Origin of the sequence: Galbibacter sp. BG1, assembly GCF_013391805.1 — a bacterium.
GTDB lineage: Bacteria > Bacteroidota > Bacteroidia > Flavobacteriales > Flavobacteriaceae > Galbibacter.
In genome coordinates this window covers 2,900,244-2,926,320 of sequence record NZ_CP058364.1, presented here as the reverse complement: position 1 = coordinate 2,926,320, position 26,077 = coordinate 2,900,244, and the positions used below count along the sequence as shown (strand labels likewise).

At 33.6% G+C, this 26,077-nt stretch carries 21 protein-coding genes and 2 pseudogenes; 1 reads left to right on the top strand and 22 read right to left on the bottom strand.

The window, feature by feature from the left end:
* Positions 1–17: 17 nt before the first annotated feature.
* The 18 genes and pseudogenes from HX109_RS12655 to HX109_RS12570 form a co-directional block, all read right to left on the bottom strand.
* Entirely contained in the window at positions 18–1,598 is a 1,581-nt protein-coding gene (locus HX109_RS12655) for an alginate lyase family protein (protein WP_178952548.1), read from the bottom strand.
* A complete protein-coding gene (locus HX109_RS12650) occupies positions 1,580–3,709 on the bottom strand; it encodes a bi-domain-containing oxidoreductase (protein WP_178952547.1) in 2,130 nt (709 codons plus the stop codon). Before HX109_RS12650 ends, HX109_RS12655 begins: the two co-directional genes overlap by 19 nt.
* Before the next feature lie 629 nt (positions 3,710–4,338).
* On the bottom strand, positions 4,339–5,403 hold the full coding sequence (locus HX109_RS12645) for a hypothetical protein (protein ID WP_178952545.1): 1,065 nt from the start codon (positions 5,401–5,403) through the stop codon (positions 4,339–4,341).
* A gap of 37 nt (positions 5,404–5,440) precedes the next feature.
* Entirely contained in the window at positions 5,441–6,727 is a 1,287-nt protein-coding gene (locus tag HX109_RS12640) for an O-antigen polymerase (protein WP_178952543.1), read from the bottom strand.
* 8 nt (positions 6,728–6,735) lie between these two features.
* On the bottom strand, positions 6,736–7,989 hold the full coding sequence (locus tag HX109_RS12635; RefSeq protein ID WP_178952541.1) for an O-antigen ligase family protein: 1,254 nt from the start codon (positions 7,987–7,989) through the stop codon (positions 6,736–6,738).
* Positions 7,980–9,275: a lipopolysaccharide biosynthesis protein gene (locus HX109_RS12630; RefSeq protein ID WP_178952539.1), complete on the bottom strand. Its 1,296-nt coding sequence runs from the start codon at positions 9,273–9,275 to the stop codon at positions 7,980–7,982. The genes HX109_RS12635 and HX109_RS12630 overlap by 10 nt, the downstream gene beginning before the upstream one ends.
* Before the next feature lie 3 nt (positions 9,276–9,278).
* Positions 9,279–10,229, bottom strand: coding sequence for a Gfo/Idh/MocA family protein (locus tag HX109_RS12625; protein WP_178952537.1), 951 nt, complete (start codon positions 10,227–10,229; stop codon positions 9,279–9,281).
* Position 10,230: 1 nt separating this feature from the next.
* Positions 10,231–11,325 carry a DegT/DnrJ/EryC1/StrS family aminotransferase gene (locus HX109_RS12620; protein ID WP_178952535.1) on the bottom strand — a complete coding sequence of 365 codons (1,095 nt, stop codon included), beginning with the start codon at positions 11,323–11,325 and terminating at the stop codon, positions 10,231–10,233.
* A 6-nt stretch (positions 11,326–11,331) separates the two neighbouring features.
* Positions 11,332–11,913, bottom strand: coding sequence for an acyltransferase (locus HX109_RS12615; protein WP_178952533.1), 582 nt, complete (start codon positions 11,911–11,913; stop codon positions 11,332–11,334).
* Positions 11,914–11,927: 14 nt separating this feature from the next.
* Positions 11,928–13,193 carry a nucleotide sugar dehydrogenase gene (locus HX109_RS12610; RefSeq protein WP_317170422.1) on the bottom strand — a complete coding sequence of 422 codons (1,266 nt, stop codon included), beginning with the start codon at positions 13,191–13,193 and terminating at the stop codon, positions 11,928–11,930.
* A 13-nt stretch (positions 13,194–13,206) separates the two neighbouring features.
* Complete coding sequence (wecC, locus tag HX109_RS12605) at positions 13,207–14,418, bottom strand: UDP-N-acetyl-D-mannosamine dehydrogenase (RefSeq protein ID WP_178952531.1); 1,212 nt, start codon at positions 14,416–14,418, stop codon at positions 13,207–13,209.
* Positions 14,411–15,301: pseudogene (wecB, locus tag HX109_RS12600) on the bottom strand (non-hydrolyzing UDP-N-acetylglucosamine 2-epimerase); the annotation flags it as partial. The pseudogene wecB and the gene wecC, both read right to left, overlap by 8 nt.
* A 26-nt stretch (positions 15,302–15,327) precedes the next feature.
* Positions 15,328–16,493 (bottom strand): IS3 family transposase gene (locus tag HX109_RS12595; RefSeq protein WP_178951867.1). Its coding sequence is split into 2 segments (ribosomal slippage): positions 15,328–16,256 and positions 16,256–16,493, totalling 1,167 coding nucleotides; the frame shifts between segments, so codons are not numbered across the junction.
* A gap of 54 nt (positions 16,494–16,547) precedes the next feature.
* Positions 16,548–16,799, bottom strand: a pseudogene (locus HX109_RS12590) (UDP-N-acetylglucosamine 2-epimerase); the annotation flags it as partial.
* Between the two features lie 1,308 nt (positions 16,800–18,107).
* On the bottom strand, positions 18,108–18,479 hold the full coding sequence (locus HX109_RS12585) for a type II toxin-antitoxin system VapC family toxin (RefSeq protein WP_178952529.1): 372 nt from the start codon (positions 18,477–18,479) through the stop codon (positions 18,108–18,110).
* On the bottom strand, positions 18,466–18,639 hold the full coding sequence (locus tag HX109_RS12580) for a hypothetical protein (RefSeq protein WP_178952527.1): 174 nt from the start codon (positions 18,637–18,639) through the stop codon (positions 18,466–18,468). The genes HX109_RS12585 and HX109_RS12580 overlap by 14 nt, the downstream gene beginning before the upstream one ends.
* Before the next feature lie 186 nt (positions 18,640–18,825).
* A protein-coding gene (locus HX109_RS12575) for an IS3 family transposase (RefSeq protein WP_178952525.1) occupies positions 18,826–19,991 on the bottom strand; the annotation gives its coding sequence in 2 pieces (ribosomal slippage) (positions 18,826–19,754 and positions 19,754–19,991; 1,167 coding nt in all).
* A 776-nt stretch (positions 19,992–20,767) separates the two neighbouring features.
* A complete protein-coding gene (locus tag HX109_RS12570; RefSeq protein ID WP_178952523.1) occupies positions 20,768–21,178 on the bottom strand; it encodes a helix-turn-helix domain-containing protein in 411 nt (136 codons plus the stop codon).
* 167 nt (positions 21,179–21,345) lie between these two features.
* Here HX109_RS12570 and HX109_RS12565 point away from each other — a divergent pair, with 167 nt between their 5' ends.
* Entirely contained in the window at positions 21,346–21,687 is a 342-nt protein-coding gene (locus HX109_RS12565) for a hypothetical protein (protein ID WP_178952522.1), read from the top strand.
* 702 nt (positions 21,688–22,389) lie between these two features.
* Here HX109_RS12565 and cysN read toward each other — a convergent pair.
* The 4 genes from cysN to cysC all read right to left on the bottom strand — a co-directional run bounded on the left by cysN (position 22,390) and on the right by cysC (position 26,077).
* Entirely contained in the window at positions 22,390–23,646 is a 1,257-nt protein-coding gene (cysN, locus tag HX109_RS12560) for a sulfate adenylyltransferase subunit CysN (RefSeq protein ID WP_178952520.1), read from the bottom strand.
* Positions 23,647–23,749: 103 nt separating this feature from the next.
* Positions 23,750–24,109, bottom strand: a complete 360-nt coding sequence (locus tag HX109_RS12555) for a GIY-YIG nuclease family protein (protein ID WP_178952518.1) — start codon at positions 24,107–24,109, stop codon at positions 23,750–23,752.
* Between the two features lie 471 nt (positions 24,110–24,580).
* Positions 24,581–25,486 carry a sulfate adenylyltransferase subunit CysD gene (cysD, locus tag HX109_RS12550; RefSeq protein ID WP_178952516.1) on the bottom strand — a complete coding sequence of 302 codons (906 nt, stop codon included), beginning with the start codon at positions 25,484–25,486 and terminating at the stop codon, positions 24,581–24,583.
* On the bottom strand, positions 25,487–26,077 hold the full coding sequence (gene cysC / locus HX109_RS12545; RefSeq protein WP_178952514.1) for an adenylyl-sulfate kinase: 591 nt from the start codon (positions 26,075–26,077) through the stop codon (positions 25,487–25,489).

The following is a 26,077-nucleotide window of genomic DNA, read 5'->3' as shown; positions in this document are numbered from 1 at the left end:
TTGTCCAAATTAATTCATTAAGAAATTTCAATAATGGTCATTAATTCCCGGTCGAATTCTATTTCTAACTTCCAAGCCTCTTTAACTAGATTAAATCCTAGAGCATATTTATAATTAGTTTTCGTAATGTTTAATGCATTTCTTAGTTTTATAACAACCTTCCATTCAATAAGTTTAATTTCGTTATCAATAACCTCTACAAATGAAATATCGGGATGAAAATGCAAATGAAAAACTTTTTTTAAAGATGAGTATTTTGAAAAATAATCCTTAATAATTATTGACCTACTCAAAGCTTCAAAACTTCTTGTATGAATTAATCCAAGTTTTTTATAACCATCATGAGAAGCCTCTACGTAACACTCTTTCTCCTTTATACTTACTATATTTGCCCTATCACCGACTCTAAATCCTCCCCATACTTCCGATTGATTTTTACTACCTAATTCCACCGTATTATGACTTGATGTAGATCTTTGCTTCTGTCGTAATTCATTTTTCTCATATGTAGAAATCCCTGTATCAACAATTACAGGTTGATTTCTTACATATAATTCAAAACTAAAAGTATCAGAATGAGCATGTCCAGGTTGATAACTTGGCCCTATTTCACCAACATCTATAAATAATTCATAATCTGAATTGACAAATTTACGGTAACCTGAAGAATTAAGTTCACTTTTCATCCATTTAATTCCTAAGCCTTCCGCATAATAAAACAAGTCTTTAGAGCTTGGGGCAATTCCGTTCGTACTATCATTGACCAAAGGAATGTCTCCATTACTATATGAAATTGTATCTAACCAACCCAACATCAATTCTGCTTTAGAAATTAAAAATCTTAGTAAATCATCCTTACTAAATTCATTATTTTGAGTCAATTGAATACAGTCCAACAATCTATATAATAAGATTTTATGGTACATTGGTGATAATTCAAAATGAGCTCCATCACTCAAAATTTGTTCATCAAGCTCATTGATTAAAATTTTTCTGGCTTGCCTATAAAATTTATCTTCTTTAAAATAAAATGCTCCAAAATAAAGTGAAAAACCGTTTTCTAATAGATGATTTCCAAGAATATGATATTCTAAATTATCAAGCAGTCGTTTATAGTTATTGAAAAGGTGATTGTTAATTTCAATATCTTCAATTTTATTTTGTGAAAGAAATTTGATCCAATTAATTCCCCTTAAAGATATAGGATATGGTTCTTTACCATCGATTATACATGTAGTATTTTCAATATAACTATAAATTAACTGCAAACCCTCCTTTGATGAAATATTATTTTGGTTAAGAAAATCAAAATAATTTAGATTATACGTCCAAAGCTTACCATAGTTAGAATAATTCCAATCTACATAATCCTCAAAAATATGGTCTATATTTAAAAAGGAGAACCTTAAATCACACTTATAGCTATTGTCATTAAATATCTTATTTTGCCAGATCAAATCTCCTTCTCGATCGAAATCATAATTATATGATTTCTTAAAAATCTTATTTCTTATTCGATAGAAAAGCTGATAAAAAAGTTGTTTTAACTTAAGATGCTTTATTGTATTTATTAAGAGTATTATTCTATTTCTATCCATTTTCCTTCTTTAAGGGACTCTATGGCAGCAAAAGAAGCTTTTGTTGTATTTACAATTGAGTCAAAAGGTATAATACCATCTACTCCACCTGACTTTTGTTGCTCAATCAACTCCTTAAATTGGTGCAAATGCCCTTTATCTTGTTTTGATTTGAAATTAGACTTACCTTTAAATCCATAGGTTTTAAGTTTCCTCCAATTATCCATTACCATAGTACGCTCCTGTGAATACACCTCTAATCTTTCCTTAGAATAAGACTTACTACCATTTGAAAAATAATTGATTACAGCATTAGAACCATTATCGTATTTTAATAATATACTCGCATTATCTGTATTCTCTTGAGTTATTTTTCCCATAGCGTTCATACAAATAGAAATAACCTTACTACCCGTTAAGTAACTACATAAATCTATAAAATGACAAGCCTCACCAATTATTCGACCTCCACCGATCTCCATATCATGAACCCATACATCCTGAGGAATGAAACCTGCATTCATAGTAGCTATAAGGTTAATAGGATTAGTATTATCTCCTATTAATGATTTCATTTTTTTTGCTAACGGAGCAAACCTTCTATTGAACCCCACTGAAACACTTACATTTCTTTTTCTATACTCCTTGATTATTTCTTCCAACTCAAACTTATTAAGAGCTAAAGGCTTTTCTACAAATACACTCTTATCGGCCTTTAATACCTCTAAAGCCATTGAAGCATGCATATTATGCTGAGTAGTTACCATAACCAGATCAACGTCTGCATCTTCTAGAATATTCTTGTAATTTGTTGTAGAATTGGCTATTGAAAATCTTTTCGCCAATATTGTTGAAGACAAACCTGCTGAACTGGCTATATATTTTATATTAGCATTAAGTCTCTTTAGTTTTGGTAAAATTGTTGAACTTGTAAAATTCCCAGCGCCAATTATACCTATTATTCCTTTAGTTCCTTTAAAATTTTTATTTTTAACAATAACGTTATCAGATACCTTTTCTGAGTTTGAATTATCGTAATTAATAATCGAAGCTATAGCTTTAGAATTGCCCATATCACCATATATTTTTTGGTAATCAGATAATTCGTAAGATTCTGTTATCAAACTTTTCACATCCAAACTCCCTCTTTTGATTGCATTTAAAACAGCTTCAAAATTCCTGTTTTCAGTCCACCTAACATAACCTATTGGATAATCAACACCTTTTTGTTCATATGATTCATCATATCTGCCAGGACCATATGAACATGAAACTTGAAAAGACAACTCCTTTTCATAAAAATCAGCTCTACTAATATCAAGACCAATAACACCTACCAAAACAATCCTTCCTCTTTTACGACTCATTTTAGCAGACTGTGAGATAATATCATTACTTTTATTAGAAGCTGTTATAATAACACCATCTGCACCAATACCATCTGTATACTCTTGTACAAATTTAACTTGGTCAGTTCCATCCGAAGGGTTTACTGCTAATACACCCTTTTCTTTGGCTAATTGTACTTTTACTGGATCATAATCAAATCCAATCACATTACACCCATTTGCTAGTAATAATTCAGCCGTAACCAAACCTATCAGGCCAAGCCCAACTACTACGATTGTTTCTCCAAATGTTGGTTTTAATAATCTAATTCCCTGCAAACCAATAGAACCTATAACTGTAAACGTTGCTTCTTCATCAGACACTTCATTAGGTATCTTAGCTACTAAGTTTTTGGGCACAACAACATACTCGGCATGGTTACCATTTGAAGCTACCCTATCTCCGACCTTAAATTCAGTAACTCCTTTCCCTATTTTCTCAACAATTCCAACATTACAATAACCTAAAGGTAATGGCTGGTTAAGTTTATTAAAAACAGCTTCAATAGTAGGTTTAAAACCATCTGTTTTGACTTTATCCAATACCATTTTAACCTTATCTGGTTGTTGTCTCGCCTTCTGAATAAAATTTGCTTTACCAAACTCTACAAGCATTTTCTCTGTTCCTAAAGAAACTAGACTTTTTGTAGTTCTAATTAAGACAAAACCAGATTTAACTCTTGGAACTGGAACTTCTTCTAAAATTGTATTACCGTCTTTAAGGTCTTGTATAATTTGTTTCATATATATTGTTTTCAGAATTAATAAAGCTATTCATTGTATTTCTTTGGGAATGGTATTATTTATAATGTAAGTTTTTTATAAAGTTAATTCACCATATATTTCCATGACACCATTTAATCAGAAATAGTAATCCTTTATGATAATACCAATCGAAGCCAATATCGTTCTACATTTGATAAATACCATACAAAACATCTATACTCTTTTTTAAATTATAAAAATAAAATATAGGATGCCGTGTTCGTTAATTGTACTTTCAAAATATAACTATTCCAAAAAACAGCTAATTATTCTTTATTTTTTTTAAATTAAAATAATAATATTTTTAAAACTTCATATAGTATTGCAATAATTCAATGTTAATCTTACTCTAAATGATATTTAATTTTAATCGCAACATAAAAAGCTATATTTACACTTTCAACTTCAGCCCCATCAAGCTGTGGACACCCCCCTTAATGGGTATTTCATTAATTAAATTATAATTTTTTTTGCATCTAAAACTATCCATTTCAGATAGTAAATTCTTTTCACTAGGTAAAGGTCTTATAAAAGATATTTGCTTTATAATAAAATAATATTTTCATAATTAAAAAAGGTTACTCTACATAATACAAATAAAATATTTTTCAATTGATAATTTTTTTTAGTAAATCCCATCTGTTATTCTTATAATGATCATCAAGAAAATCTTTTATATCAGGTTGAATTTCATTAAAATTATTCTTAAAAAACAATAATGAATCTTTGTATTCTTCAACTGATTTATTCTTTCTTATAACAGAACTAGGAGCTTCAATTAAATTATAAAGATCTGAATATACAAGTGGCAAACCTTTTGACAATAAATTAAAAGCTCTATTGCTAACTGTACAAGCCTGAACACTTTTAATGTTTTTATCATATGGCAGAATTGAACAAAAGACATCATCGGTTATTAGATCTTCAAAATTACTATAAGCTATGTATTCAAAATTTGGATTATTATTAGCAAGATCTATAATAATTGATTTATCAGTCTTCCTTATAATTGGTCCCACAAATCTAAAATGATATTCAGTAGACTTGACAAGTTTTATTACATCATCCCAATTTATTCGTCCAACAAAGCCAAAATATAAAACTGTATTTCGTGAACTTTCTTTATTAGGCACTTTATAATGGTATTGACTCCAGGGGAAAAGTAAAGTGACATTATTATTATAACATTTAAGTTTACTTCGAAGAGGATACGAAACAGTAATTATATGATTAGATATATAGCATGTATCCCTTAATTGATTTTTTATTTGTTTACGCATGCCTAGTTTTGCCTGCTCTTCAAAATCATCATTAATAAAGGTTACAATTTTAGTGTCTTTTACAATCTCTTTCAAAAATGAATAATCATAACAAAAATTTAAGATACAGTCAAAATCACGATTCTTTAATATTTTTTTTAAGTAAAATTTGACTACTAAATTATTCAAATTTTGAATAAGTTTAGTATATCTTAATTGATGATGTATTAATTCAGAATGTCTATAAAATTTGATTCCCTCTTCAATTCTCTTTTTTGGAATTATACTATTATAAGAGCTTTTTTCAACATAATGGACATTATATCCTTTCTCCTTTAATAATCTTGAAATTTGGTGCCTAATTCTAGGTGGTTCATTCCAATCAGTTTTTGTTAATATTAATACACTTTTCATCTATAATACTTTTATATAATTATCATATTTAACAGTTTTACGCATCCATTGTATTAGCAGTGTTTTTTAATAAGTAAAAGGAAACAAATAATAATAATAATCCCCCATGAGTTAATAAAGCACTTGGCAATGCTGAACTAATTAGAACAAAGAAGAAAAGAAAATAAATTCCAAAAAATTTACTACTAATATTTAATTGATTTAAAAACGAAAAATAAAAACCAAGAATTATACAATTAATAATAACTCCAATATACCCCCAATTCATATATCCATCAGATATTATACCGTTATTAGCTGCCCATACGATTGAATTAAAATAATTGTCTCCTATAATATATGAATGCGCATATTCATATGGATAGTCATAAAATAATCCATTAAATGTTTCAGACCAATAAATATAATTATTCTTGAAAAAATCAAAATATAAAACATCCAACAGTGAAGGCAAAAATAATGTCCTTCTAATAGTCATTACAGTTATGTAATCAAAATCAAATATTATAGAAAAAAACAAAGAAGATATAGTTATAAAAAGAATAAATTTTATGAAGTAATACATTTTCTTTAAATATTCATGCTTATATAAAACAAGAACCATTATCATTCCTACAAAAACTGCCTTATGCGCTCCGCAAAGAAATAAAAAAATAAGTGAGAATACTGAAATTAAAACAGTTAATTTATTTCTGTGATAAACTCCAAAAACAATTAACAAAGGAATTAAAATTTTATTAAACCATGAATATGTATAATTAACATAGATATTATTAACGGCATTACTCATTATAGCCCTAGTTTCATATATATCTATTAAAATAAGATTTTTAAAATTTAAATAAGGCGAATAAAGTATTAGAAATGGAAGCAAGCCTATTAGTATAGTCAACATAAGGACTTTTTTGGCTAGTCTAATTCCAACAGTCTTTGAGTTAAATCTGATTTTGACTTTACCAACAACAATAACGGATATAAACAATATACTATGTGAGGTAAAAATACCTATAGACAAATCTTTTATATTAGAATACAATATAGCGCTAGGTATAACAAAAAATATTAGAATAAGAAGTATAATAGAATATAAAAAATCCTTTACTTTAATAAAAACCGTACTTAAAATAAATCCAAAAATTATTAAACTAATCAAAAAAAACTTTAAAATATCAAATTCATAGTTTATACTTGCTCCTATTGAGGCTTTTTTAAACACATGTAACTCCCTAACAGTAAAAAAAAAGAGCACATTAAGTAATACATATAACAATACTAAAAGACAGAAGTTTTTATATTTTATATTATGCACTATTAATTTCATCATTTCTTTATCTACTCTTCAACTGGTTTATAAACAATAAAGCAATAAAAAAGAACAAATACAGAAATACCTGAATAACGATTAAGTGCACTTTCAAAAAAAAATAATATGAATGTTAAAAAGAAAAAATAATATCCAAAATTATTCAAATTAACAGGCATTCTTATTATTAATAATGAAATCATTATAAGTAAAAGAATAAACCCAAAATAACCTACCTCTATATAAGTTTGTAAAAACTGATTATGAACATTTAACTTATACTTTAAAGGGTAAATATATCCTTTAAAATTATAAACTTTATTTAATTCTGATTGAGCATCACCTATACCAACACCAAATATTGGATTCTTCTTTATAATATCAACAGCACTTTCCCATGACATAAGTCTCAAAGGATAACCATATCTTTCTTCAGGGGAAATTCTAAGTCCGTTATTCTTTAAATCCCTTATCATTATCTCTCCTCTTGGATTAAAATTCATAACATATAAACCTATAGAAATTAAACTTAAAAATATTAATGCTTTTAAAGTATATCCTTTTAGTCTACTAACTAAATAATATATGTAAATTAAAATACAACATCCTATTCCTAGCCTACTAGAGTTTAAAAATATTACTATTGGAAATAATAATAATAGAACTAAATAAATTCTATTTTCTTTCCACAAAGAAAAACATAAAACAATAGATATTGAAACATTTAAGTAGAAACTAAAATATAGAGGGTCATGAAAAATTGAAAAATGAGTTGAAAAAAAATAATTACCATCTCTTACAATAGCATACCAAAATGAAAAACTAGGATTGACAGAAGCTTGAAAACCAATTCCATTATTATCAAATAAAATTGAATTATAAATTGCATTAATAATAAGTAATAGACTAGCAATCAAACAGCCTAACACAAAAAACATCAATAACTTTCTTACATTTCTGTCATTAATTTTTAAAAAATAAAATATTATGGGGAAAGCTAAAAATGAAGCTTTTTGCTCTATAAACTTAAATTCAACTTGATCCGAATAAAACAAAGAAAAAAAACAAAGGGCAAAAAAACAAACAGGGATTAATATCAAAAAATTAATATTCATTCTTCCTCTTTCACTCTTAAAGAACTTAAAAATGGTCGTTAAAAATAATAGCACTAATATTATTGTTGATATTCTCTGTGAGATAGGTATAAAAACAACAAACGAACTTAATAAAACCTGACTAACATTATTATGTAAGAATGCTTTATATAATAATTTTAAATACATAATTTTTTTAAAGTAGTTAATTGCATTATAAAATAAATAGAGTATATAATCACTTCGTGTATAACATATATAATTAAAAGTGATTCCACTTTTACATTAAACATATAAATACATAAATACATTAAGCATAAAGTACTGAAAAAATATACAGATTGCCATACTGCAACAAGCTTAACTCTTCCAATAGCATTAAAAACAGAAGATAGAGGACTAGCTATTAATCTTATCAGAAAACTAAACGCCATTATTGAACCAAAGTAACCTGAACGACTCCAATTATCACCAAAAATAATTGAAAATATCTCCTCACCTAAAAATATAATTAATAAGCTAATTGGCAATCCAATTAAAAAAAGTCCTAAAGCACTCCTTTTAAAAAAGGCATAACCCTTTTTGTAAAATTTATTATTAATCAAATAAGCTATTCTTTGATAAAAGATATCTCTAAAAGATTGCCCTATCAATGCCAACGGAGCATTTAAAACAAGATTCGTTAGACCAAAGTACCCGAGATCAGATTTAGAATAAAAATGAGTAAAAACAAAAATTATTGATTGCATCGCTATAGTATTCATCAAAGCTGGTAAAATACCATATTTAGGATAATCTAAATATTTAACTCCAACTTCTAGAAGGTCTTTCACCTTTATGCTCCTAAAATTAATTATCACTTTTTTCCATAAATAAAAAGAGGACATCATTAGTCCGCCTACCCTCGCAGATATTAAGCCATAATATTTTACACTAAGCGCGCCAAATATTAAGCCAGAAATAACATAAGTTAATGATTGATAAATTTTTGAAAATGCATTATACCTAAACTTTTTTCTTCTTATAGAATAATTTGAAACAGAGCTCCAAATACCAAAAAATAATACATAAAAAGGAACTAGTAAATAAACTTTAGAAATATTAAATATTGTTACTTGATTTGAGACTAAAAATAAAACTACGACAAAACTTATTACAAAATATGCAATTGTCAATAAAACACTCAGAGTAAATAGATCTAGAGCATCCTTATCTCTCTTAGGAACAACAATTGCAAATTGATACCGTCCACCAACGGCAACTTGCAATACCATAGCTACTGCTAAAAAGGTTGCATATATACCAAATTCTTGTTCACTATACAATCTTGTCAATAACGGCATTGCTGCGACAGGAATAACCTGAGCAATAGCTGTTGTAAAAACCTGTAAAGATATATTTTTAAAAAACTCAGATGCCTTTAACTTATTAAATAAATTTTTTATGTAGTTATAAATATAAAACTGTGATAACATTCTCTATATCAAGGGATCAATTAAAAATTCATGATATTCACCTTTCAATCCAACTGGTTTTGAATTTCTAATATTATGTACAATATTTATAGCTGTTTTGGCTGCGTCTAGTCCGTAGCCTTTTCCTTCTAAAATATCTTTATAAACCATAGTGTGCAAGTCGGTAAAACCTCCACTAAACTCTAATTCTTCTCCATCAATTGTAATAGACCTATAAGTAGTTTGCCCTTTCTCCTTAATATCTTTAGGAAGGTATTCTGCGTTTATTGATAAAAACCAACGTACTCTTGCGTTTTCAAACTCTAAATAACCTGCTGCTCTATCATGTTCATGAACATGCACTATATTTTCTTGAACATCTCCAAAAATCCAAGAAAGCATATCATAGAAGTGAACACCTATGTTTGTAGCAATCCCTCCAGACTTATTGACATCTCCTTTCCATGAGGTATGATACCAATGCCCTCTAGAAGTTAAATACGTAAGATCTACTTCAAACTTTTCATTTTTCTTAGAATTTGCTACTTTTTCTTTTAATGCAATAATACTTGGATGCACTCTTAACTGAAGAATATTATATACTTTCTTACCTGTATTTTCTTCTACTTTTTGGAGCTTATCTATATTCCATGGATTAAGCACTAATGGTTTCTCACAAATAGCATCAGCACCACTTCTTAAAGCGAAACGAATGTGCGCATCATGTAAGTAATTTGGGGAACAGATACTCACATAATCTAAATAAGTATCCTTTTCATACTTTAACTTTTCTATATGCCTATCAAACCTCTCAAATTCAACAAAAAAGTCTGCATTAGGATAATAAGAGTCTATAACTCCAACACTATCTCCTTTATCATAGGCTGCCAACAGATTATTATTGGTGTCTTTAATAGCTTTCATGTGTCTTGGAGCAATATAACCTGCTGCTCCAATTAATGCAAAATTCTTCATTTTAAAATATGTTTATAAGATTGGTTGCTATATAATTTATTTCTTCATCTTTTAAATAAGGATTCATAGGAAGGCTCATAATCTCTTTTGAAACCATTTCAGAAACAGGAAAATCTCCTTCTTTATAATTGAGATACTCAAAACACTCTTGTAAATGTAAAGGCCTTGGGTAATGAACAGCTGTAGGAATACCTACGCTTTTTAACTTATTTTGAACCCCATCTCTATTTTTAACTCTTACAGAATATTGCGCCCAAACTGATGTTCTATCGTCTTTGACTATTGGAGTAATTAGCTTTTCTTTTAACAGCTCTGTGTATTTTTGTGCAACTAACTGTCTACGTTTAACATCTTCCTCATAATATTTAAGCTTAACATTAAGAACTGCTGCTTGGATGGTATCTAACCTACCTCCCATTCCAACATATTTATGAAAATAGCGTTCTGTCTGCCCATGCAACCTTAAGCTTTTCATTATTTCTGCTAATTTATCGTTATTAGTGAAAACAGCTCCCCCATCTCCAAAACAACCTAAAGGTTTCGCTGGGAAAAAACTAGTACATCCAATGCTACTTATGTTACAGCTTTTATCTCCTTTATATTCGCTCCCAAAACTTTGCGCAGCATCCTCAATAACAGTTAAATCATACTTACGTGCAATTTCATTTATTTCAGTCATATCTGATGGCTGTCCGTATAAAGACACTGGAATTATAGCTTTTGTTCTTGAAGTAATTGCGGCTTCAATTTTAGATGGATCTATATTATAACTTTCCTCATCAATATCAACAAAAACAGGCTTTGCCTTCAAAAACGCAATGGTTTCCGCCGTAGCAATAAAAGTAAATGGTGTTGTGATTATTTCATCTCCTGGCTGGATATCTATCGCCATCATAGCTAAAAGTAGAGCATCTGTCCCTGAAGAGCAGGAAATACTATGTTTTGCACCTGTATATCGAGATAGATTGTTCTCAAAGCTACTAACCTGAGCACCCATTATAAAACTAGAGTTATCAATAACTTTAGCTATTGCAGCATCTATTTCCTTTTTATGCTCTACATAAGCTAATCCTAATTTAGCAAAATCTATTTTCATCAATAATTACTTTATACGTTTAACCGAATCATTTTCCAAGATATACTCTTGATTACTCTCTATACATACAGCCTTATTACTTTCTTCAAAATCCAAACGATGACCATACTCACTAACCCATCCAATCTGCTTTGCTGGATTACCCACTAACAAAGCATAATCTGGAACTTCTTTAGTTACAACAGCCCCTGCTCCAATTAGAGCATATCTACCTATAGAGTTCCCACAAACTATAGTAGCATTAGCCCCAATAGACGCACCTTTTTTAACTAATGTCTCCGTATAACTATCTCTTCTAACAATAGCACTCCTAGGATTAATAATATTTGTAAAAACCATTGAAGGCCCTAAAAACACATCATCTTCACAGATAACTCCTGTATAAATCGATACATTATTCTGAACCTTAACATTATCTCCCAAAACAACTTCTGGAGAAATAACAACATTTTGCCCTATATTACATTTATTTCCTATAACACAATTAGGCATAATATGAGAGAAATGCCATATTTTAGAAGCTGCACCTATTGTGCATCCTTCATCTATCACCGCTGTTTCATGTGCATAATAATTAACCTTATCCATAATATGATTTCCTATTATAAACGATCCGTTACTAATTCTTTTGGCAAGAAACTTTTAACATCATAAATCACAGTATTATCATTAGATTTTAAAGCTTTATAATCTAACTTCTTAAACTCATTATGACCTACAGCTAATATAATTGCCTCATATTTGGATTTCAATTTATTCACTAAATCAACTCCATAATATTTCTTAACCTCATCTTTATCTGCATAAGGATCATATGTATCTACTCTCACTCCGAAACCTTTCAATTCATCTATTACATCAACAACTCTAGAATTCCTAACATCCGGACAGTTTTCTTTAAAAGTAACTCCTAAAATTAAGACTTTAGCGTTCTTAACTCGCAGCTCATGCTTAACCATAAGCTTCACTACATTATTAGCAATAAAAACTCCCATATTATCATTAATCCTTCTTCCCGACAATATAACTTCTGGATAATACCCTAAACTTTCTGCCTTATGGGTTAAATAATAAGGATCCACTCCTATACAATGTCCTCCTACTAAACCAGGCCTGAATGGTAAGAAATTCCATTTACTCCCAGCCGCCTCTAACACTTCTAATGTATCAATACCAATTCTATCAAAGATTAAGGCCAATTCATTAATCAATGATATATTCAAATCTCTTTGTGTGTTCTCTATAATTTTAGACGCTTCTGCTACTTTAATACTAGAAGCCTTATGAGTTCCTACTTCTATAATTACATTGTACAGATCATCAATAACCTGAGCTATTTCTGGAGTACTCCCCGAAGTAACTTTAACAATATTATGAACTCTACGTTCTTTATCTCCTGGATTAATTCTTTCAGGAGAATACCCACAATAAAATCCTTCGTTATACCTAAGTCCACTCACCTCTTCTAAAACAGGAACACACTCTTCTTCTGTACAACCAGGGTAAACAGTGGATTCATATATAACAATATCATCTTGGAGCAGATATTTCCCTACTATCTTACTTGCAGAAATTATCGGAGTTAAATCTGGCTGCTTAAACTTATCAATTGGAGTAGGCACTGTGACTATATAAACATTACAGGAAGACAAATCTGATTCTTGAGAACTGTAATTAATTTTCTCAGAAACTTTAATCAAATCTTCAGAAGAAACCTCATCAGTTACATCTTCATTATTTTTAAGTTGATTAACCCTAGTAGAATTTATATCAAAACCTAATACATTAAAACCTTTTTTAGCAAATTCTGTAGCTAAAGGCAAACCTACATATCCTAAACCTATAACAGCAATTCTAGAATTATTCATTTTTATTATTTATTTATTTAATAACTCCACAAAAATCTAGAATAACCTTTTCTTTCGACAGGTTTAAATCTTTAAACTCTTCATGAGCTACTAAAAAAACAATTATATCAGCATTATCAACTGCTTTTTTGTAATCTGTAAGTTTAAATACTTTGTGTTCAGTTATATTTGGTTCTACTATATAATACTCCTCATTATTTGCATTCTGTAGTACTTTTTGCGCTATATATTTTGCAGGAGACTCTCTTAAATCATCTATATTAGGCTTGAAAGCCAATCCCATTAAAGCGATATTAGGTTTTCTTCCATTTTTCAATTCAAATTCAAGCTTAGTAGTTTGTACTTTTTCGGCACACCAAAAAGATTTATAATTATTAATCTCTCTTGCTTTTCCAATAATTTGAGATTCCATTGGATAATCTGCTACTATAAAATAAGGGTCTACAGCTATACAGTGTCCTCCTACACCGCAACCTGGTTGTAATATATTAACTCGAGGGTGTTTGTTAGCCAAATTTATTAACTCCCACACATTAATATCTGCTTTATCACAGATTAAAGAAAGTTCATTAGCAAATGCTATTTGGACATCTCTCGAAGAGTTTTCAACTAATTTACACATCTCAGCCGTACGTGCATTTGTTTTATGCAACTCTCCTTTTATAAACTGACGGTAAAACGCCAATGCTTTCTCAGTAGATTTTTCATCTACTCCCCCTATAACTCTATCATTATGCACTAACTCGTACATTACATTTCCGGGAAGCACACGCTCTGGGCAATATGCAATATATATTTTATCTTCTAATTCTGGTCGTTCAGAAAAAATCAACTGCATCATTTTCTCCGTAGTTCCTATAGGAGAGGTTGACTCAATAATATATAAATCTCCTTCTTTTAATAAAGGGAGAACAGCTTTTGTCGCTGCTTCTACAAATGAAATATCTGGCTCATTCTTTCCTTTAAAAGGAGTTGGTACTACTATTAAAAAAGTATTCGCTTCTACTGGTTTAACATCTGCTCTTAAATAACCTTCTTTTACAGCATCGGCAACAGCCTTATCCAACTCAGGTTCTACAATATGTATTTTTCCTGCATTAATAGTTTCTACTACGCTTGGATTTATATCAACACCATGTACATATGTTTTGTTTTGAGCAATTAAAGCCGCTGTAGGCAGACCAATATAGCCCAATCCTACCATTACTACTCCCGGATTATTCATTAGATATTTGTTTTATAAAATCAACTATTCTTTCACATGCTTTCCCATCTCCGTAAGGATTGTGTAAAGCACTCATTTTTTTATAAGCATCACTATTATTCAACAATAATGTTGCTTCATCTATTATTCTCTTCGAGTCTGTCCCAACTAACAAAACAGTTCCTGCCTCTACAGCTTCAGGTCGCTCTGTGGTATTACGCATAACTAACACTGGCTTTCCTAAACTAGGAGCCTCTTCCTGTACTCCGCCACTATCTGTTATTATTAAGTATGATTTTTCCATTAACCATACAAATGCAGGATATGAAAGAGGTGCTATTAGTTTGATATTTTTAATCCCTTCTAAAAGATCATATACAGGTTTCTGTACATTAGGATTTAGATGAACTGGATATATAATTTGAGCATCTGGATGATTTTTTGCTACTTCCTTTAATGCAGCACAAATATTTAAAAATCCTTGTCCATGATTTTCTCTCCTATGACCAGTTACAAGTACTACTTTTTTCTTATTATCCAGTAATTGTTGCAGTTGAGCAACCTCCTTGTCTATAAAATTTGAAGATTTTATTTTATTTACACTAAATAACAAAGCATCTATTACAGTGTTTCCAGTTACCACAATACTTTCTTCACACTTGGATTCCTTTAAAAGATTATTTTTTGAAGTTTCTGTTGGTGAAAAATGATAGTTGGATACTACTCCAGTAACGCATCTATTCATCTCCTCAGGAAATGGAGACTGTAAATCAAAAGTTCGAAGACCAGCCTCTACGTGACATACTTTTGCTCCAGCATAAAACGATGCTAGACTGGATGCCATTGTAGTGGTAGTATCACCATGAACATAAACAAAATCAGGCTGAAAATCTTCTAATACTGGACTACCTAATAAATTTGGTACTATTTTTATGCTACGTTATACATCTTTTTAATTTTTAGTTCCAACTCCTTTTCAGCTGGTGTTTTAAAGTCCAAGGCTGAATGTATCCTGACGTTGTTGTACCATTGGATGTAATTCTCAATAATTTGGTAAGCCTGCAGGTACGATTTGAAGCTATGCCTATAGATGCATTCGTATTTTATGGTCTTAAAGAAGCTTTCCGCCACGGCATTGTCCCAGCAGTTTCCCTTCCTGCTCATGCTCTGGGTTATTTTAGGGCTCATGTAAAAAAGGGACACCATTCTGTGGCAGGCGTACTGGCTCCCTTGGTCCGAATGGAAAAGATGGTTGTCCGTTATTTCCCTTCTTTTTCTGGCCAGGCTCCATGCTTTGTAAACGGTGTTCTCTACGGTCATATCTTCGCTTAAGACCCATGAAAGCACTTTTCTGTCCGCCAAATCCAATATTGTTGTCAGGTAATTCCAGCCATTCCCTATTTTGATGTATGTGATGTCCGATACCCATTTCTCGCCGAGGCTATCGCTGGTAAAGTCCCTCCCCAGTAGGTTTTCTGCAATCGGGAACGAATGCCCCGAATCGGTCGTGGTCACCCTGAACTTCCTGCTTAAAATACTTTTAAGCCCCATTTTTTTCATCAAAAGGGCAATGTAGGACCTGCTATAAAACACACCCTGCCTTTCCAGTACTTTCTGGATTCTTGAACTGCCATATATCCGGTTACTGCCATGGTATACTTCCCGGATCCTTTCTTTTAAGCCATCCAGGCCACTATTGGGCCTGCAGCCCTGGCCTGTCCTTAGCCAAGTGTAGTAGGCATTCTTGCTCACCCGCATGCATTTGCACATCTTTCCAACAGGGAATCTGCCTCTATGGTCTTTAATGAAACCGTATATCACCTGTCGCTCTTGGAAAAGATGCTTACCGCCTTTTTTAGGATATCGCGTTCCAACTTCACATCTTTCAGCTCTTTTTCCAAGGCTTTGATCCTCTGGTTTTCTTCACCTCCCAAAGAAGTATTTATACTGCCCGATGTTTTTGACATCCTTTTCCATCTGTTAATGGAGGCTTGACTGACACCATACTCATCCGATAGGGACTTGACCGTTCTGCCGGTACCCAACAGCTCTAGAATGGTAGCTTTAAATTCTTGGTCGTAATTGTTACTGTTCATAATACAAATCTAAGTTTATCACATAAATCCGTACCAACTAAATTAGACATTCCATACTTCTTTAAGATTTGTAATGATATCAGCTGTTAAGGAATATAAATTTTGATTAGGCTTCATCAAATTGAGATCATAATCTGGTTTGATTTCAAAAAAATCCAACACTTGATCCAACATTTCTCTATGCTGTGCTGTTATGCAAACTTTGGTTTCAAATTGAGAAGTACTTTTTTGGAATTCTTTCACTAAAGGCGCCATTTTAATGGCTTCAGGTCGGGTTCCAAAAATGACTAAGTTTTTAGTCTTCATTAAGTTGTTTTTAAAGTCAGGTATCAAATTCCTGCAAAAATACAATATTCCATTTCTCCACAAAGGTTTTTTAGAATTTTTACTCTTTTGGTTATTTTGTTAGTAGTTATTCGTTGATTGTTTTTTTAAGTAGGCAGTGTTCAATGATCAGTGGCCAGTCTGTTATATGTCCCTTAGGTTAGGTGAACTGATTTTATCAAGTGGGTTCGTTGAGTTGCGGAGTGGGTGCAAAGTACAAAGTACAAAGTACGAAGTACGAAGTACGAGGTACAAAGTAGGCTTACTTTAATTAGGCAGTGCTCAATGACCAGTAGGCAGTTTTTTTGTTGATTGGTAATTTGTTCTAAAGTATCAAGTACAGGATACGAAGTACAAAGTATTAAGTACGAGGTACAAACTTTGATTACTAGCAATGAAAACTAAGCAGCTGGCAGTCAAAGTCGGCAAGAGTTTTTGTTAGCTGTCCAATGTTAATTGGATTCATTCGTTGATCTAAAATTGTATATTCTCTATGGTTTAAATTTTTAATTGGGTTAATTAAGTAACCGTTTGAATAAAGTACAAAGTATTAAGTACAAGGTACGAAGTAGGTTTCCTTTAAGTAGGCAGTGTTCAATGATCAGTGGGCAGTCTGTTATATGTCCCTTAGGTTAGGCGAACTGATTTTATCAATTGGGTTCGTTGAGTTGCGGAGTGGGTGAAAAGTAAGCAGTTGGCAGTCACAGTCGGCAAGAGTTTTTGTTAGCTGTCCAATGTTAATTGGATTCATTGGTTGATCTAAAATTGTATATCATCTATGGTTTAAATTTTTAATTGGGTTAATTAAGTAACCGTTTAGATAAAGTACAAAGTATTCCGTACAAAGCAGGATGGGATTTCTCTGCCTACCCTTCCGGTCGTCATCGAAATGACTTAACAATCCTTTCTATCTTCCGCACCCCAGTTTCCAATTAGGAGATCCCTATCCGGATTGGCAGACAGAACCACGCTCGCAAAGGTCGCTCGTGGAGACTAATGTGTTAATTGGTTAATGAAATGGGCATTGTTTAATTGCCAGTACAGTGTCATGCCGATACTGACCTTTTGCGTCGGTAAAGATATCTCATCAGGCTATGCAATAAATGTCTGTGTTTTCTCTGCCTTCCTATGGTCGGCGTAGAAAGGACTGAAGACTTCCAGCCTTAAGCATTCAACATCCATCAAACTCGTAAATCCAAAATCGTAATTCGTTAATTGGTTGATTTGGTTAATTAGATTAAGAAAGTAGTCCAGGGGTCAGTCGCAGTTGACAGTTAATTGGTTCATTCCTTAGTTTTCATAATATATCAAAGCAAGTTCATCTACTTTTTTAAACTCAGCATCTGCCGTAATAATCGGTAAATCTAAATATAATGCTGTAGCTATAATAATACTGTCGGGAAGTTTGGTATTGTATATTTTGCGTACTCTTATGGTATCTAGCTTAATATCATCGTTCATGGTGACCGTTTTGCATTGAGATACGAAACTCTTTATAACCTTCTCTTCTTTTTCCGTTATCCCTCTATACCCTAATAGCTCCAGCTCTGTGATTACAGAAATATAAAGCTGTTTATTGTTTAACAATTCGGCCAATGTAGTGTCTCCATTCAATAAATACAGAATGATATTGGTGTCTAAAAATAACTTATTCCCATTCATCACGAAGCTCTCTCTGTATGTTTAGCGCATCTTTATTTAAATGAATTTTTCCAACATACTTATAAATATTTATTCCTTTTGGCTTCAATTCTTTCGCCATATTTTCTAAGGTACTTTTAATGTTTTTTTTTGTTGCACCTTGTTTTATAGTAAGCACCATAATTTTTTGTGTTTTATTGCAATGTAAATTTAATAAATTTATTTATTCCTTCTCATTATGTTGCCAATTGTTGTTTGTTTAAAGTTACATAAAAAATGGAAAGCATGAGCGGAGTACTGTAGTTAATGCCCAGTGTACAAGGAAAACCAGCTCCGCATGGACTACCTAATAAATTTGGTACTATTTTTATGCTACGTTATACATCTTTTTAATTTTTAGTTCCAACTCCTTTTCAGCTGGTGTTTTAAAGTCCAAGGCTGAATGTATCCTGACGTTGTTGTACCATTGGATGTAATTCTCAATAATTTGGTAAGCCTGCAGGTACGATTTGAAGCTATGCCTATAGATGCATTCGTATTTTATGGTCTTAAAGAAGCTTTCCGCCACGGCATTGTCCCAGCAGTTTCCCTTCCTGCTCATGCTCTGGGTTATTTTAGGGCTCATGTAAAAAAGGGACACCATTCTGTGGCAGGCGTACTGGCTCCCTTGGTCCGAATGGAAAAGATGGTTGTCCGTTATTTCCCTTCTTTTTCTGGCCAGGCTCCATGCTTTGTAAACGGTGTTCTCTACGGTCATATCTTCGCTTAAGACCCATGAAAGCACTTTTCTGTCCGCCAAATCCAATATTGTTGTCAGGTAATTCCAGCCATTCCCTATTTTGATGTATGTGATGTCCGATACCCATTTCTCGCCGAGGCTATCGCTGGTAAAGTCCCTTCCCAGTAGGTTTTCTGCAATCGGGAACGAATGCCCCGAATCGGTCGTGGTCACCCTGAACTTCCTGCTTAAAATACTTTTAAGCCCCATTTTTTTCATCAAAAGGGCAATGTAGGACTTGCTATAAAACACACCCTGCCTTTCCAGTACTTTCTGGATTCTTGAACTGCCATATATCCGGTTACTGCCATGGTATACTTCCCGGATCCTTTCTTTTAAGCCATCCAGGCCACTATTGGGCCTGCAGCCCTGGCCTGCCCTTAGCCAAGTGTAGTAGGCATTCTTGCTCACCCGCATGCATTTGCACATCTTTCCAACAGGGAATCTGCCTCTATGGTCTTTAATGAAACCGTATATCACCTGTCGCTCTTGGAAAAGATGCTTACCGCCTTTTTTAGGATATCGCGTTCCAACTTCACATCTTTCAGCTCTTTTTCCAAGGCTTTGATCCTCTGGTTTTCTTCACCTCCCAAAGAAGTATTTATACTGCCCGATGTTTTTGACATACTTTTCCATCTGTTAATGGAGGCTTGACTGACACCATACTCATCCGATAGGGACTTGACCGTTCTGCCGGTACCCAACAGCTCTAGAATGGTAGCTTTAAATTCTTGGTCGTAATTCTTACTGTTCATAATACAAATCTAAGTTTATCACATAAATCCGTACCAACTAAATTAGACATTCCAGCACTACATTTCATTTGTTAGAGTACGAAGTACAAAGCTGCACTCAGTTCCCGTGGACAAGTTTTTTACTCACTAAGTGAGATTTATAATGCTCCGTCGCTTGCATCGAAAGATTCTTGTTTTTTTCATTCTATAATGCCTCGTGTGCTTGGACCGAGGTTGTATACTTAATACTGGCTACTGATGACTGCAAACTCGCCTTGGCTTAATTTGTTTAATTGTTAAGGCTTTGTGCTGGCTGCTGGGTGAGATAATGAACGATTATTTTAAAGTAGGCAGGGCTTTCGTTAATTGTTAATTGGTTCAATGGTTGATAGTGTTGATTGATTCAAAGAAGTTGGTAAAGGTTCAGGGGTACAAAGTCTTTAAAAAGTACGAAGTACAAGGTACGAAGAGGTTTGAAGTGGCCAGTGTCAATGGGCACTATCGTCTTCGCGAAGGACGGACGTCTGCAAGGCGAACGGACTGTGGCGATCTCACGATTTGGAGCGATATTTCCATTCAGTAGACCCCTACCCGGATTGGCAGGCAGGACCACGCTCGCAAAGGTCGCTCGTGGAGACGTAAGTCGGAATTGATTTGAGTGAGATGCTGAAACTCCCGAAGCTTCGGGACAGTATGATAGGTAAAACACTGAAGATGAATTCATTACTAGTCTTCGACACACTGAAACTACGTTCCACACAGGCGCTTAGCCTGACAGCAGAAATTATGAAAAATAATTACTTCTTATCCAATAATTTTTGCAAAAAAGCTGCTTTTTCTTTTTCGGCAGCTAATAAACGTTCATATAATTTTTTGTTTTCATCAACTAATTCCATGATTTTGTCGATAGGATTAAATGTTGGGTTATACAAAACACCGTTTAAAGCTGAATTATCATGAAATGTATTAGATATTATATTGAGTACAGATTCATCAGAGAAGTTTTCAATAGCATCTTTTGTTACCCCTAAAACCTTGGCAACCTGTTCCAATTTTTCATCTTCAATAGTTTCGCTTTGCTCCATTAAGGAAACACTTTGTTGGCTAATGCCCAGTTCCATAGCAAGGGCTTCCTGCTTCATCCCCCTTAATTCACGGATACGGCTTATTTTTCTTCCTATGTGGTTTGGTTTTGTTGCTACACTCATAGTGTAAATATAATACAATTTGTAAAAAATGGTATATAAATATATTGGAAAATTCGCTACCGCTATTGGTAAAATACCAATCATGTTTGGTATTCTACTATCCCAATTGGTTCGATACATCTAAATTTTAAACTTTCTTTCCTACCTAACACTAAACACTAGAAATCATGAAAAAAGAAGACCAAAGTAAACGCAAAGAGCTTATTAAGCTTATCAACTCTTTGAATGATAAGGATTTTCCTTCCCTGAAACCTTATCATTTTCCACAGGGAAATTATACTATAGGACTGATAACCAAAGGATATCTGGATACTTCTTATATAATAGCGAATCTGTTAAAGGTATGTTTATTGGCATTGGAGGCAGATACCTACTCTACCCGTTTAATCCCAGAGCCAGAACATAATATAAAAGAAGTTCTTGGCTATATCCTTGACCTTATACCCCATGATGAAATGGAGATTTTGGATTCCATACGATATTTGACAATAGACCAGGAAAAAATTTAAAACATGAATTCTAATGAGGAGAAGTCTTTAAAAAGTACGAAGTAGGAAGTACGAGGTACAAAGAGGTTGAAGTGGGCAGTGGCCAGTAATCAGTGTTCAGTAAGGTTGAACTAGACACTTCAAACATGCAACTTCGTACTTTGTATTTCTAACCTTGTACTTCCAGAACAGGATGGGATTTCTCTGCCTATCCTTCCGGTCGTCATCGAAATGACTTAACAATCCTTTCCATCTTCCGACCCCCCAGTTGCCAATTAGGAGATTCCTGCCTGCCGGGGGGCGGAACCACGCTTCACTTCGTTCCGCTCGTAATGACGGAAATCGGAATTCGTAAATTGCTTGATTGAGTTGCCTGTTAATTAGGTTGATGATGCGGTTGCGCAGGTACAAAGTGCCTAAGTTTTATAGTAAACAGTTGACAGTCGCAGTCGGCAGTAATTTATTACCTACTGAACACTCACCACTAGTGGCTGCTGAATTCTGGTATCTGCATAACACTTAATGTACACAATGCTTTGAAATACTGAAGCTACGTTCAGCACAGGCGCTCATACTTCGACTCCCGAAGCTTCGGGACAGCATGACAGGTAAAGTGCTGAAGCTGGATTCATTAATTACCCTTCGACATACTGAAGCTGCGTTCAGCACAAGTTTCAGGGTGACATTTGAAGATCCTGAAACTCCCGAAGCATCGGGACAGGATTACACAATCATACCTGCAGCAACGGTTTGGTTTGTCGCGGGGTCGACTAGGATTAAGCTTCCGGTGTTTCGGTTTTCTCTGTATGAATCGAACAATAATGGCTTGGTGGTTCGTAATTTTACCTTGCAGATATCGTTCATCCCCATTTCTTTATCTTCACTGCTTCTGGCTAAAGTATTGATATCAATCTTATAAATAACCTCTTTTACCATCGCCATCTGCTCATTGGATGTATGCCTTACTACATATTTGGTCCTCGGTTTGGCGGCTTCATTGTTCAACCAACATAACATCACTTCCAAATCTTGAGACGACTCGGGTTTGTTTTTTGTTCGCACAATCATATCCCCACGGCTAATGTCTATATCATCTTCCAAAGTAATAGAAACTGACATTGGTGCATAAGCTTCTTCCAATTCATTTTCAAAAGTATCTATCGATTTTATCTTTGAGGTAAAACCTGATGGCATCACGGTAATTTCATCACCTTTTCTAAAGATTCCGCTGGCAATTCTACCTGCGTATCCGCGATAATCCCTATGTTCGTCGCTTTGTGGTCTCAACACAGTTTGCACAGGAAAACGAGCATCCACTTTATTAATATCGCTGCTTATATGCATGGTTTCCAAGGTATGTAACAAAGGTGCGCCTTGGTACCAACCCATATTTTCAGAGCGCTTTACCACATTGTCGCCCAATAAGGCACTAATTGGAATAAAACGTACGTCTTTTACCAATAATTTTGAAGAAAACTCTTCGAACTGAGCGATAATTTTATCGTATGCTTCTTCTTTAAACTCCACCAAATCCATTTTGTTGATACACACAATAATATGCGGAATCTGTAACAAAGATGCAATAAAAGCATGTCGCTTAGTTTGTTCGATAACCCCATGGCGCGCATCCACCAAAATAATGGCGGCGTTGGCCGTTGAGGCTCCCGTAATCATATTTCTGGTATATTGAATATGACCGGGCGTATCAGCAATGATAAACTTACGCTTAGGCGTGGTAAAGTAGCGGTATGCCACATCAATGGTGATTCCTTGTTCGCGCTCGTCCCTTAATCCGTCGGTAAACAAAGCTAAATCTACTCCATTATGACCTTTTTTCTTACTGGTACTTTCAATCGCTTCCAACTGATCCTCGAAAATCGATTTGGAATCAAATAAAAGCCTTCCTATTAACGTACTTTTTCCATCGTCCACACTTCCCGCTGTGGTAAATCTTAGTAATTGGTTGTTGTCTATCTGCATGTCACTAATTAATGCGAATTAATTCGAATTTTATTTCGCTTTCTTTTTTTTGTCTATTTTGTTTTTTAAGAGGTCATGCTGAGCTTGTCGAAGCATCTCACCCTTATTTTTCATTTGAAATCTCTATGTCACCTTGTCCCGAAGCTTCGGGAGTCGAAGGGCTTCCATTCCCAAATTCCTTATAATTCCTTGAAAACTCTATCAACCTATCCCAATCCTCTTCAATCAAAGCTTTTTTCTTCCTTCTACTCCAGCCTTTCAATTGTTTTTCTTTTTTTATTGCTAAATTTACATCAGTGAATTCGGCAAACCATTTTAATTCTACAGGTCTTCTGGTATATGTATAAGCATCCTTTTTCTTCCCTTCATTATGACTCACAATTCTACCTAAAAGATTTGAAGTTATTCCTATATAGTAAGAATCGTCTTTACATTGCAATATATAGACATAATAAATTTTCATTTTAATAAATTATGCTTCGACATGCTCAGCATGACATTTCAAATCTTTTTATTTCAATTTTCTTAACTATACACATAAGTGCGTTGCTACAAATATGCTTCGACAAGCTCAGGATGACATTTCTGTTCTGTTCATTTAAATATCCTTTCGACATACTGAAGCTTGTTACTGCAAATGTGCTTCGACAAGCTCAGCATGACATTTCAAATCTTTTTATTTCAATTTTCTTCACTATACACATAAGTGCGTTGCTACAAATATGCTTCGACAAGCTCAGGATGACATTTCTGTTCTGTTCATTTAAATATCCTTTCGACATAATGAAGCTTGTTACTGCGAATGTGCTTCGACAAGCTCAGCATGACAAGACTTATTACTTGCTCTTTTTAACACACCTTTAAACAGGCTCAGCATGACAACAGTGTTTAACCTGCTCTATCAACATAGTCCTTCGGGGGATATAGGGGGCCTTTAAAAATACCCCTGTCTTTTCCGGTCTTCCATGGCGGTTTCAGAACGCTTGTCGTCGGAACGGTTACCGCGCTCGGTTTGTCGCATGGCAGATACTTCCTGCGCTATTTTTTCAACAGTATCGGCATCACTTTCTATTCCTCCGGTAATGGTAATATCACCTAAAGTTCGAAAACGGATTTTCTTACTTACCACTTCTTCATTTTCTTCTAACTGAAGGAATTCAGAATACGGAATCCACGAATTGCTTCTCCAAACTACTTTGCGCTCGTGAGCGAAATACAAGGACGGAATTTGAATGTTTTCCCTGTTGATGTAGTTCCAAACATCCATCTCTGTCCAATTACTGATAGGAAAAGCCCTGAAATGCTCTCCTTCGAATTGCTTTCCGTTAAATATATTCCACAATTCCGGACGCTGGTTTTTAGGATCCCACTGACCGAAATCATCCCGATGAGAGAAGAAACGCTCCTTGGCACGTGCTTTTTCTTCATCACGGCGACCACCACCAATAGCACAGTCAACTTTATTATCTTCAATAGCATCCAACAAAGTGGTAATCTGCAACGCATTACGCGTGGCGTTTTTCCCTTTCTCTTCTGCCACACGTCCTTGGTCAATAGATTCTTGAACCGAACCAACTATAAGTCGGACGCCGAGACTTTCTATTAAATCGTCGCGGAATTTAATGGTCTCTGGAAAATTATGTCCCGTATCCACGTGCATCAAGGCAAACGGAATCTTTGCAGGGTAGAATGCTTTTTTAGCCAAATGGGTCACTACAATAGAATCCTTTCCTCCGGAAAATAAAATAACCGGATTGTCAAACTGTGCCCATACTTCCCTAAGAACATAAATTGCTTCCGATTCTAATTCGTCTAAATAATTTAAATAATACTTACTCATTTAGAGGTATAATTTATCTTTTACTTTGTTATATATTTTTTCAACGGCTTCCGCCACACTATCATTTTCTTCCACAACCACATCCGCCGCTTCTGGGATTTCATAAGGAGCATTAAACCCAGTTAAGTTTTTTAAAACACCTTCTTCTGCCCTTTTGTACAAGCCTTTTGGGTCTCTATTTTTGCAGGTTTCCAAGCTTGTATTTACAAATACTTCGACAAATATATTAGGTTTTATTGTCTTTTCTACATATTCTCTATCTTTTTTGTAGGGTGATACGAAACTTGCCAAAACAACCGCTCCAGATTTCAATAATAAATCAGCTATTTCGGCAACCCTGCGTAGATTTTCAGAACGATCTTCCGCACTGAAATCCAACCCTTTGCACAAACTTCCTCTCACATTATCACCATCCAAAACCATAGTGCGTACTTTTTCTGAAATTAATTTTTGCTCCAACGCATCGGCAATAGTGGATTTGCCCGAACCCGATAATCCGGTAAACCAAATAAGCAACGAACGGTGTCCGCTTAACAAATTGCGGTCCTCTTGCGTTGTTTTAAATTGATATGGATATAAATCCTCTCCCAC

Excerpts from the sequence above, each read along its gene's own strand:
- HX109_RS12655 (WP_178952548.1), bottom strand. The coding sequence starts at position 1,598 with ATGGATAGAAATAGAATAATACTCTTAATAAATACAATAAAGCATCTT.
- HX109_RS12650 (WP_178952547.1), bottom strand. The coding sequence starts at position 3,709 with ATGAAACAAATTATACAAGACCTTAAAGACGGTAATACAATTTTAGAA.
- HX109_RS12645 (WP_178952545.1), bottom strand. The coding sequence starts at position 5,403 with ATGAAAAGTGTATTAATATTAACAAAAACTGATTGGAATGAACCACCT.
- HX109_RS12640 (WP_178952543.1), bottom strand. The coding sequence starts at position 6,727 with ATGATGAAATTAATAGTGCATAATATAAAATATAAAAACTTCTGTCTT.
- HX109_RS12635 (WP_178952541.1), bottom strand. The coding sequence starts at position 7,989 with ATGTATTTAAAATTATTATATAAAGCATTCTTACATAATAATGTTAGT.
- HX109_RS12630 (WP_178952539.1), bottom strand. The coding sequence starts at position 9,275 with ATGTTATCACAGTTTTATATTTATAACTACATAAAAAATTTATTTAAT.
- HX109_RS12625 (WP_178952537.1), bottom strand. The coding sequence starts at position 10,229 with ATGAAGAATTTTGCATTAATTGGAGCAGCAGGTTATATTGCTCCAAGA.
- HX109_RS12620 (WP_178952535.1), bottom strand. The coding sequence starts at position 11,325 with ATGAAAATAGATTTTGCTAAATTAGGATTAGCTTATGTAGAGCATAAA.
- HX109_RS12615 (WP_178952533.1), bottom strand. The coding sequence starts at position 11,913 with ATGGATAAGGTTAATTATTATGCACATGAAACAGCGGTGATAGATGAA.
- HX109_RS12610 (WP_317170422.1), bottom strand. The coding sequence starts at position 13,193 with ATGAATAATTCTAGAATTGCTGTTATAGGTTTAGGATATGTAGGTTTG.
- wecC (WP_178952531.1), bottom strand. The coding sequence starts at position 14,418 with ATGAATAATCCGGGAGTAGTAATGGTAGGATTGGGCTATATTGGTCTG.
- HX109_RS12585 (WP_178952529.1), bottom strand. The coding sequence starts at position 18,479 with ATGAATGGGAATAAGTTATTTTTAGACACCAATATCATTCTGTATTTA.
- HX109_RS12580 (WP_178952527.1), bottom strand. The coding sequence starts at position 18,639 with ATGGTGCTTACTATAAAACAAGGTGCAACAAAAAAAAACATTAAAAGT.
- HX109_RS12570 (WP_178952523.1), bottom strand. The coding sequence starts at position 21,178 with ATGAGTGTAGCAACAAAACCAAACCACATAGGAAGAAAAATAAGCCGT.
- HX109_RS12565 (WP_178952522.1), top strand. The coding sequence starts at position 21,346 with ATGAAAAAAGAAGACCAAAGTAAACGCAAAGAGCTTATTAAGCTTATC.
- cysN (WP_178952520.1), bottom strand. The coding sequence starts at position 23,646 with ATGCAGATAGACAACAACCAATTACTAAGATTTACCACAGCGGGAAGT.
- HX109_RS12555 (WP_178952518.1), bottom strand. The coding sequence starts at position 24,109 with ATGAAAATTTATTATGTCTATATATTGCAATGTAAAGACGATTCTTAC.
- cysD (WP_178952516.1), bottom strand. The coding sequence starts at position 25,486 with ATGAGTAAGTATTATTTAAATTATTTAGACGAATTAGAATCGGAAGCA.